Origin of the sequence: Micromonospora sp. NPDC002389 (assembly GCF_040296095.1) — a bacterium.
Taxonomy (GTDB): domain Bacteria; phylum Actinomycetota; class Actinomycetes; order Mycobacteriales; family Micromonosporaceae; genus Micromonospora.
Window position 1 is genome coordinate 184,455 of the sequence record NZ_JBEOWP010000013.1, and the last position, 8,243, is coordinate 192,697.

Annotated in this window: 8 protein-coding genes; 3 read left to right on the forward strand and 5 right to left on the reverse strand. The window is 72.6% G+C overall.

Annotated elements, in window-relative coordinates; translation table 11 throughout:
• Positions 1–246 precede the first annotated feature (246 nt).
• The gene (gene npdG, locus ABT008_RS23790; RefSeq protein WP_350698541.1) at positions 247–945 is read left to right on the forward strand and encodes an NADPH-dependent F420 reductase; all 699 of its coding nucleotides are present in this window, start codon (positions 247–249) and stop codon (positions 943–945) included.
• Positions 946–1,004: 59 nt separating this feature from the next.
• Here npdG and ABT008_RS23795 read toward each other — a convergent pair whose 3' ends face one another.
• The 3 genes from ABT008_RS23795 to ABT008_RS23805 all read right to left on the reverse strand — a co-directional run bounded on the left by ABT008_RS23795 (position 1,005) and on the right by ABT008_RS23805 (position 4,371).
• Positions 1,005–1,526 carry a hypothetical protein gene (locus tag ABT008_RS23795; RefSeq protein WP_350698543.1) on the reverse strand — a complete coding sequence of 174 codons (522 nt, stop codon included), beginning with the start codon at positions 1,524–1,526 and terminating at the stop codon, positions 1,005–1,007.
• 106 nt (positions 1,527–1,632) lie between these two features.
• Positions 1,633–2,478 (reverse strand): 3-methyl-2-oxobutanoate hydroxymethyltransferase, encoded by an 846-nt coding sequence (gene panB / locus ABT008_RS23800; protein ID WP_350698545.1) that lies wholly within the window; start codon positions 2,476–2,478, stop codon positions 1,633–1,635.
• A 111-nt stretch (positions 2,479–2,589) separates the two neighbouring features.
• Positions 2,590–4,371 carry an NAD+ synthase gene (locus ABT008_RS23805; RefSeq protein ID WP_350698547.1) on the reverse strand — a complete coding sequence of 594 codons (1,782 nt, stop codon included), beginning with the start codon at positions 4,369–4,371 and terminating at the stop codon, positions 2,590–2,592.
• Between the two features lie 205 nt (positions 4,372–4,576).
• Between ABT008_RS23805 and glnA the strand changes: the two genes are divergently transcribed.
• Together glnA and ABT008_RS23815 are read left to right on the forward strand one after the other, a co-directional pair.
• Entirely contained in the window at positions 4,577–5,926 is a 1,350-nt protein-coding gene (glnA, locus tag ABT008_RS23810) for a type I glutamate--ammonia ligase (RefSeq protein ID WP_350698549.1), read from the forward strand.
• Positions 5,927–6,017: 91 nt separating this feature from the next.
• The gene (locus tag ABT008_RS23815) at positions 6,018–6,443 is read left to right on the forward strand and encodes a DUF350 domain-containing protein (RefSeq protein WP_350698551.1); all 426 of its coding nucleotides are present in this window, start codon (positions 6,018–6,020) and stop codon (positions 6,441–6,443) included.
• A 60-nt stretch (positions 6,444–6,503) separates the two neighbouring features.
• Here the strand turns inward: ABT008_RS23815 and ABT008_RS23820 are convergent, their stop codons facing one another.
• Both ABT008_RS23820 and ABT008_RS23825 read right to left on the reverse strand, forming a co-directional pair.
• Positions 6,504–6,989 carry a hypothetical protein gene (locus ABT008_RS23820; RefSeq protein ID WP_350698552.1) on the reverse strand — a complete coding sequence of 162 codons (486 nt, stop codon included), beginning with the start codon at positions 6,987–6,989 and terminating at the stop codon, positions 6,504–6,506.
• Positions 6,990–7,123: 134 nt separating this feature from the next.
• Complete coding sequence (locus ABT008_RS23825; RefSeq protein ID WP_350698577.1) at positions 7,124–7,999, reverse strand: S66 peptidase family protein; 876 nt, start codon at positions 7,997–7,999, stop codon at positions 7,124–7,126.
• Between the last annotated feature and the right edge of the window lie 244 nt (positions 8,000–8,243).

Genomic DNA, 8,243 nt, shown 5'->3' on the forward strand with positions numbered 1-8,243 from the left:
CACCGTGCACCGGCCCGGCACCGTGCACCGGCCCGGCACCGAGAGCCGGTCCGGCCCCGAGAGCCGGTCCGGCACCGAGAAGCGGTCCGCCGTGTCCCTGGACCAAGGGGAAGCGGCCCCGACCGTCGGACCCGGGGCGGTGCGTAGTCGAGAGGCTGCGGGCGGTCGCCGACGGGGTCGCCCAGCGGGGTTTGTCACAGCTCAGGGCGCTGCTGCGCGGCCGCTGGATTTGCGAGGATGGCGACCATGGCATATGACGCGAGCGACCTGCCCGACGTTTCCGGGCTCACCGTCGGCATCATCGGTGGCACCGGTGACCAGGGCCGGGGGCTCGCCTACCGGTTCGCCCGGGCCGGTCAGACGGTGCTCATCGGATCCCGTTCCGCGCAGCGCGCGGCCGAGTCGGCCGCGGAGATCGCCGCCCTGCCGGGGGTACCGGCCGAGGGCAGCGTGACCGGGGCGGACAACGAGGAGGTGGCCCGGCGCAGCGACGTGGTCATCATCGCGGTGCCGTGGGACGGGCACGCCGCCATCGTCGCCGCGCTCGCCGCACCGCTCGCCGGCAAGATCGTGGTCGACTGCGTGAATCCGCTCGGCTTCGACAAGCAGGGCCCGTACGCGCTGCCGGTGGCGGAGGGCAGCGCCGTCCAGCAGGCCGCCGCGCTGCTGCCCGATTCCCGGGTCTGCGCGGCGTTCAACCACGTCAGCGCGCCGCTGCTGGCCGACCCGGAGATCGACCGGATCGAGCTGGACGTGCTGATCTGCACCGAGGAGCGGGAGCTGGTCGGGATCGTCGGCGCGCTCGCCGCCCGCATCCCCGGAATGCGGGGCATCTACGCCGGTCGGCTGCGCAACGCGCACCAGATCGAGGCGTTCACCGCCAACCTGATCGCGATCAACAAGCGCTACAAGGCGCACGCGGGCGTCCGCGTCACCGACGTCTGAGCGACCGTACGCGCAGCGGCCCGCCGGAGTCCCGGCGGGCCGCTGCGCGTACGCAGAGGTCAGAAGGTGACGCTGACGCCGGCCGTCTTGCAGGCGGCGGTCAGGTCGACGCCGGCCTTCTCGAAGGTCGGGTTGTCGGCGGCGGCGGCCGGATCCTTTGCGGCTGCCGCCCGACCCGCCTCGGTGCTGAACTTCCCGAGCGCGGCGGCCACCTTGCTGTCGCCGCCGCCCTGCGACGCCAGCTCGGTCATCTTCTCCTCAAGCCCGCCCAGGATCTTCTTCATCGTGGCCGCCGAGGTGTCGCCGGACTGGACGGCCTTCACGAAGGCCGCCCGCATCTCGTCGCTGGCCACCTGCGCCGACTGGCACAGCTTCTTGTCGTCGACCACGTCGGCGGCGCTGGCCGTGGACGGCGCGGAGGCGTCGGGTGCGGCGGAGGTGGCCGAGGGCGCGGCCGAGGAGGGCGGTACGGCGGACGGGGCGGTGTCGGCGGCGGTGTCGGCCGAGTCCCCGCCGCAGGCGGTGAGCGCCAGCAGGCAGGCGCACGCCAGGGTCAGGACGGAGGTGTGCATTCGCTTCACGGGCCGGTACGTTAGCCGCCTTCCCGGGATCCCGCTGTCCGGTTCCGAGTGCGCCGCCGCAGGGGCCGGTGCGCGTCCCGGGCCGCGACGCGCACCGGCGTCCTGCTCAGAAGGTGTGTTCGGCGGCGGGGAACTCGCCGCCGCGTACCTCGTCGGCGAAGCGCCGGGTGGCCTCGCCGAGCACGCCCGCGAGGTCGGCGTAGCGCTTGACGAACCGGGGCGTCCGGCCGGTACGCAGCCCCGCCATGTCCTGCCAGACCAGCACCTGGGCGTCGGTCTCCGGACCGGCGCCGATGCCCACGGTCGGGATGCTCAGCTCGGCGGTGATCCGCTTGGCGACCTCGCCGGGCACCATCTCCAGTACCACCGCGAAGGCGCCCGCCTCGGCCACCGCCCGCGCGTCGGCGAGCACGTCCTCGGCGGTGTCGCCCCGGCCCTGCACCCGGTAGCCGCCGATGGTGTGCTCGCTCTGCGGCGTGAACCCGATGTGCGCCATCACCGGGATGCCGGCGCCGACGATGGCGGCGATCTGGTCGGCGCAGCGCCGGCCGCCCTCCAGCTTCACCGCGTGGCAGCCGCCCTCCTTCATGAACCGGACGGCGGTGCGCAGGGCCTGGGTGGGGCCCTCCTCGTACGAGCCGAACGGCAGGTCGCCGACGACGAGTGCCTGCCGGGTGGCCCGGACGACCGCCCGGACCAGCGGCAGCAACTCCTCGGCGGTCACCGGCAGGGTGGTCTCGTAGCCGAACACGTTGTTGGCGGCCGAGTCGCCGACCAACAGCACCGGGATGCCGGCGGCGTCGAAGATCGAGGCGCTGTACTGGTCGTACGAGGTGAGCATGGGCCACTTCTCGCCGCGCTCCTTGGCGGCGATCAGGTCGCGGGTGCGGACCCGTCGGGTGGCCGGGCCGCCGTAGAGGGCGGTCACCTCGGCCGGGGTGGACTCCACCATGACTGTCTCCTTCCTCGAGGCCGCGTACGCGGTCCCCGGGCTCTGCCGCGATCGTCGCACCGGCGGCCCCGGTCGCGGCAGGGCGCAGTGGAGGATGTCACTCGCCGGTGGTCAGCCGTCCTCGCGCCATCGGTTGGTGATCGGCAGCCGGCGGTCCCGCCCGAACGCCTTCATCGAGATCTTCGCCCCGGGCGCGGACTGGCGGCGCTTGAACTCGGCGGTATCCACCAGCCGGAGCACCTTGTCCACCACCGCCGGGTCGTGCCCGGAGGCGACCAGGCCGTCGTGGCCCAGGTCGCCGTCGATGTAGCCGATCAGGATCGGGTCGAGTACGTCGTAGTCGGGCAGCGCGTCGCTGTCGAGCTGGCCGGGGCTCAGCTCGGCGCTGGGCGGCTTGCCGATCGAGCTCTCCGGGATCGGCGGCGTCCCGCCCCGCCGGGTCGCCTCGGCGTTGCGCCATGTGGCCAGCCGCCAGACCAGCGTCTTCCAGACGTCCTTGATCGGGTTGAAGCCACCGACCGAGTCGCCGTAGAGGGTGGAGTAGCCGACCGCCAGTTCGCTCTTGTTGCCGGTGGTGAGCACCAGGTGGCCCTCCTGGTTGGACAGGGCCATCAGGATGACGGCGCGTACCCGGGCCTGGAGGTTCTCCACCGCCACCCCGGACAGCGACATGTTCGCCAGGAAGGTGTCGACCATCGGTTGGATGGGCTCTACCCGGTAGTCCAGGCCGGTGCGTTTGGCCAGGTCGGCGGCGTCGTCGCGGCTGTGCTCGGAGGAGTGCTGGCTGGGCATGGAGAGGGCGACCACCCGGTCGGGACCGAGCGCGTCCACCGCGATGGCGGCCACCACCGCCGAGTCGATGCCGCCGGAGAGCCCGAGCACCACCGAGGGGAAGCCGTTCTTGTCGACGTAGTCGCGCAGCCCCAGCACCAGGGCCTGCCACACCTCGGCCTCGTCGGCGACCGGCTCGATGATCCCGCCGTGCACCGGTGGCCCGTCCGGTGCCGGGGGCAGGCCGTCGATCGCACGCCGCACCATCCGCAGCCCGCCGGTGAGTTCCGCGCCGTCGCGGGCGCCGCCCAGGGTGGCGCCCGGACCGCTGCCCGTCTCCGGCAACTCCACGTCGTGCACGAGCAGGTGCTCCACGAACTGCGGGGCGCGGGTCAGCAGCGTGCCGTCCGCCGCGACGATCATGGAGTCGCCCTCGAAGACCAGTTCGTCCTGGCCGCCGACCATGTTGACGTACGCGATGGTCGCCTCGGCCTCGGCGGCGCGTCGGCGGACCACCGGCAGCCGCAGGTCGTCCTTGTTCAGCTCGTACGGCGAGCCGTTGATGGTGACCACCAGCCCGACCCCGGCGTCGCGGGCGGCGGCGAACGGGCCGCCGGCCTGCCACAGGTCCTCGCAGATGGTCAGCGCCACGTCCACCCCGCCGAGCCGCACGACGGTCAGCGTGTCGCCGGGCACGAAGTAGCGGTCCTCGTCGAAGACGCCGTAGTTGGGCAGGTGGTGCTTGAAGTAGGTGACCACCACCTCGCCCCGGTGCAGCAGGGCGGCGGCGTTGCGGGCCCCCCGGCCCGGCTCGGCGTCCGGGCTGACCTGGGGCGGGCCGTCGGCGTCGAGGTAGCCGACCACGACCGGCAGGTCACCCAGCCCGTCGGCGGCCAGGTCGGCGGCGAGGCGGTGCAGCGCCGCCTGCGACGCCGCGACGAAGGACCGCCGGAACACCAGGTCCTCGACCGGGTAGCCGGTCAGCGCCAGCTCCGGGAAGATCGCGAGTCGGGCACCGGCGTCGGCGGATCTCCGGCTCCACGAGCGGATCATCTCCGCGTTGCCGGCGATGTCGCCGACCCGGGGGTTGACCTGGCACAGGGCGAGACGCAGGGTGGGCATGCCCTCATCTTGCCCACGGCGGGCGGCCTCGACACGTGGTGTCCGCGCAGACCACGCCACCCGGCGACCGTGGGTCGGGACTGGGCGGGACGCGGTGGCCGTGGGTCGGTTAACGTCTGCGTAATCGGGTCGGTGGAGACTGGTCGGTCAGGTCGGGTAATCACCGTCCGAAGCCGGACATAGCGTGTCGCGGAAGGTTGGGGCAGTGGACCGTCAGCAGGAGTTCGTCCTCCGCACGCTCGAAGAGCGCGACATCCGTTTCGTCCGGCTGTGGTTCACCGACGTGCTCGGCACGCTCAAGAGCGTGTCCGTCGCCCCCGCCGAGCTGGAGGCCGCCTTCGAGGAGGGCATCGGGTTCGACGGCTCGGCGATCGAGGGCTTCGCCCGGGTCTTCGAGTCGGACATGGTCGCCATGCCCGACCCGACCACCTTCCAGGTCTTCCCGTTCGAGGGCGGGGTCAGCGGCGAGAGCGCCCGGATGTTCTGCGACATCCTGCTCCCCGACGGCGGGCCCTCCTGGGCCGACCCCCGGCACGTGCTACGCCGGGCGCTGTCCCGGGCGGCGGAGAAGGGCTTCACCTTCTACACCCACCCGGAGATCGAGTTCTTCCTGCTGGAGAACGGCCCGATGGACGGCAGCGTGCCGGTGCCGGTGGACAGCGGCGGCTACTTCGAGCACACCACGCACGCGGTGGCCCGTGACTTCCGCCGCCAGGCGGTGCTGTCGCTGGAGCGGATCGGCATCTCGGTCGAGTTCAGCCACCACGAGGTCGCCCCCGGCCAGCAGGAGATCGACCTGCGCTACGCCGACGCGCTGACCACCGCCGACAACATCATGACCTTCCGGCACGTGGTCAAGGAGGTGGCGCTCTCCACCGGCGTGCAGGCCGCCTTCATGCCCAAGCCCTTCACCGACCAGCCGGGCAGCGGCATGCACACCCACCTGTCGCTGTTCGAGGGGGAGCGCAACGCGTTCCACGACGCGGGCGACCCGATGAAGCTCTCCAAGGTGGCCCGGGCCTTCATCGCCGGGCTGCTGGTGCACGCCCGGGAGTACACGGCGGTCACCAACCAGTGGGTCAACTCCTACAAGCGGCTCTTCCCACAGGCGCTGCCGGACCGGGTCACCGAGAGCCCGGCGTACGTGTGCTGGGGGCACCTGAACCGCTCCGCGCTGGTCCGCGTCCCGGCGTACGGCAAGCCGAACTCGGCCCGGGTGGAGATCCGCTCGCCCGACTCGGCCGCCAACCCGTACCTCGCCTTCGCGGTGCTGCTCGGCGCCGGGATGAAGGGCATCGAGGAGGGGTACGAGCTGCCGCCGGGCGCCGAGGACGACGTCTGGTCGCTGACCAGCGCCGAACGCCGCGCCATGGGGTACGAGCCGTTGCCGGAGAACCTCGCCGAGGCGATCGACGTGATGGCCGGCTCCGAGCTGGTCGCCGAGGTGCTCGGCGAGCACGTCTTCGACTTCTTCCTGCGCAACAAGCGCGCCGAGTGGGAGCAGTACCGCCGCGAGGTCACCCCGTACGAGCGCCAGCGGTACCTGGCGCTCTGACCGGCCAGTCAGGCGGCCGTTGCGCGGTGCCGCTATCGTCTCGATCACCGTGCCGGCGCCCGCCGGCCGCAGACGGTGGGGGAGGCAGTCGGTGCTGGAGGATCTGCTCAGCGGAGCCTGGCAGAGCGTGGTGTTCGGGGTGGTCGGCGTCGGGTTGATGGCCGCCGGTTTCGTCCTGGTCGACCTGCTGACCCCGGGCAAGCTGCGGGACCTGATCTGGATACGCCGCAACGCCAACGCCGGCCTGCTGCTCGCCGCCAACCAGCTCGGCGTCGCCGGGATCGTCTTCACCGCGATCCTGACCAGCTACAGCGACTTCGCCAAGGGGCTGGCCTCGACCGTCCTGTTCGGAGTGATCGGCCTGGGCATCATGGCGCTGGCCTTCTTCGTGCTGGACCTGCTCACCCCCGGCAAGCTGGGTGAGGTGATCTGCTCCGACGAGCCGCACCCGGTCGCCAAGGTCAGCGCCGCCACCCACTTCGGCGCCGCGCTGATCGTCTGCGCCTGTATCGCCTGAGCCGACCCTCGTCACCACGACCGTGGGGCGGCATCCGACCGGATGCCGCCCCACGCGGTGTCACTTCCCGCCGGGGCCGCCCCGGCCGGCCCAGCCGCCCGGCCCGCCGAACACGCCGGCCTCCACGGCCGCGGTGATCGCGTCGGCCTGCTCCTGGGTGAGCTTGCCGTCCTCGACCGCCTTGGCCAACCGCTCGGCCAGCGCCTCCTTGCGGTCCTCGGCGGAGCCGCCACGGTCCCCGCCGGGACGCTCGCGACCCTCGCCGTCCGGGCGACCCTGCGGCTTGTGCTCCTCGCGGAGCTTCTCCAGCGCCTCGGTCACCTTCTCGGTGGGTACGCCCAACTCCTCGGCCAGGGCCTCGGCGAACTTCGTCCGGTGCGCGCCCGGCTCCGGCCGCTTCTCGTCCTGCTGCTCGGCGCTCGCGCTGGCGCTCGGGGTGGCCTTGTCGTCGGCGAGCGCCACCGTGGGGGCGGCGATCCCCACGCCGAGGACACCCGCGGCGGCCAGTCCGGCCAGCAGGTGCTTCTTCGAGATCGTGCGGGACATCGGTCCTCCAACTCGTCGGTGATGCGATGACGTCACCGACAGTGACCAGCCTGGCTGGGGCCGAGCCGTGGCGAACCTGTCAGCGAGCTGGCAATGTCAGCCCAAATTCAGGACGAACCGGACATCTAGGTGGTTCAGCGGACAGCGGGGTCGACGGTCAACGTGCCGGCGTCGGCGTCGAGGGTGGCCCGGGTGCCCACCGGCACGCTGAGCTGACCGGGCCCGTGCCCGATCGGCAGCCCGCCCAGCACCGGTACGCCCAGATCGCCGAGGCGTTCGGTGAGCACGTCGGCGACCCCCACCGGCCAGCCGTCCGCGCAGTCGGTGAACTGGCCCACCGCCACCCCGGCCAGCCCGTCCAACGCGCCCGCCCGACGCAACTGGGTCAGCATCCGGTCGACCTTGTACGGCGGCTCCTGCACGTCCTCCAGCAACAGCACCGCCCCGGTCAGGTCCGGCATGTCCGGAGTGCCCACCGAGGCCACCACCAGGCAGAGGTTGCCGCCCAGCAGTCGGCCGACGGCCCGGCCCGACGTGCGTACCGGGAAGGTGTCCTCGGTCTCGACCGCGCGCACGGTGACCGGTGCGGTGGTGGTCAGTGCCGCGTGCAGGGACTCGGCGGAGGCCAGCGGCGTGCGTTCGTCCCGCCAGGCCGCCCCCGGCCCGTGCACCCCGGCCAGTCGGGCGCCCCGCCACAGCGCCAGTTGCAGCGCGGTGATGTCGGAGAACCCGGCCACCACCTTGGGATCGCGACGCACCGCCGCCATGTCGATCGCGTCCACCACCCGCTGCGCGCCGTACCCGCCCCGGGTGCAGATCACCCCGCGTACCGTCGGGTCGCCGAAGGCGGTGTTCAGGTCGGCCGCCCGCAGCGCGTCGGTGCCGGCCAGATAGCCCTGCCGTGCGTACACGTGCGGGGCGAGCACCGGCCGCAGGCCCCAGCCGGTGAGCAGCTCGATGCCCCGGGCCACCCGTTCCGGACGGGTCGGCCCGGACGGCGAGACCAGCATCACGGTGTCGCCGGGACGCAGCGCTGGCGGGCGTACGACGTGATCGGGTGCGGTGTGGTGGGACACAGCGGCAGAGCCTAGTGCGGTGTCCAGGAACGTTCACCGGGCCGCGCCGGGTCCAGACGACGACCGGCGGCGTTGGAGTCGGGCCTGGATACAACACCGGTATCCAGGCCCGACTCCGCCTTGCCGGACCGCCGCCTGGACCTCGCCGCGACACCGCCAACGTTCCTGGACACCGCAC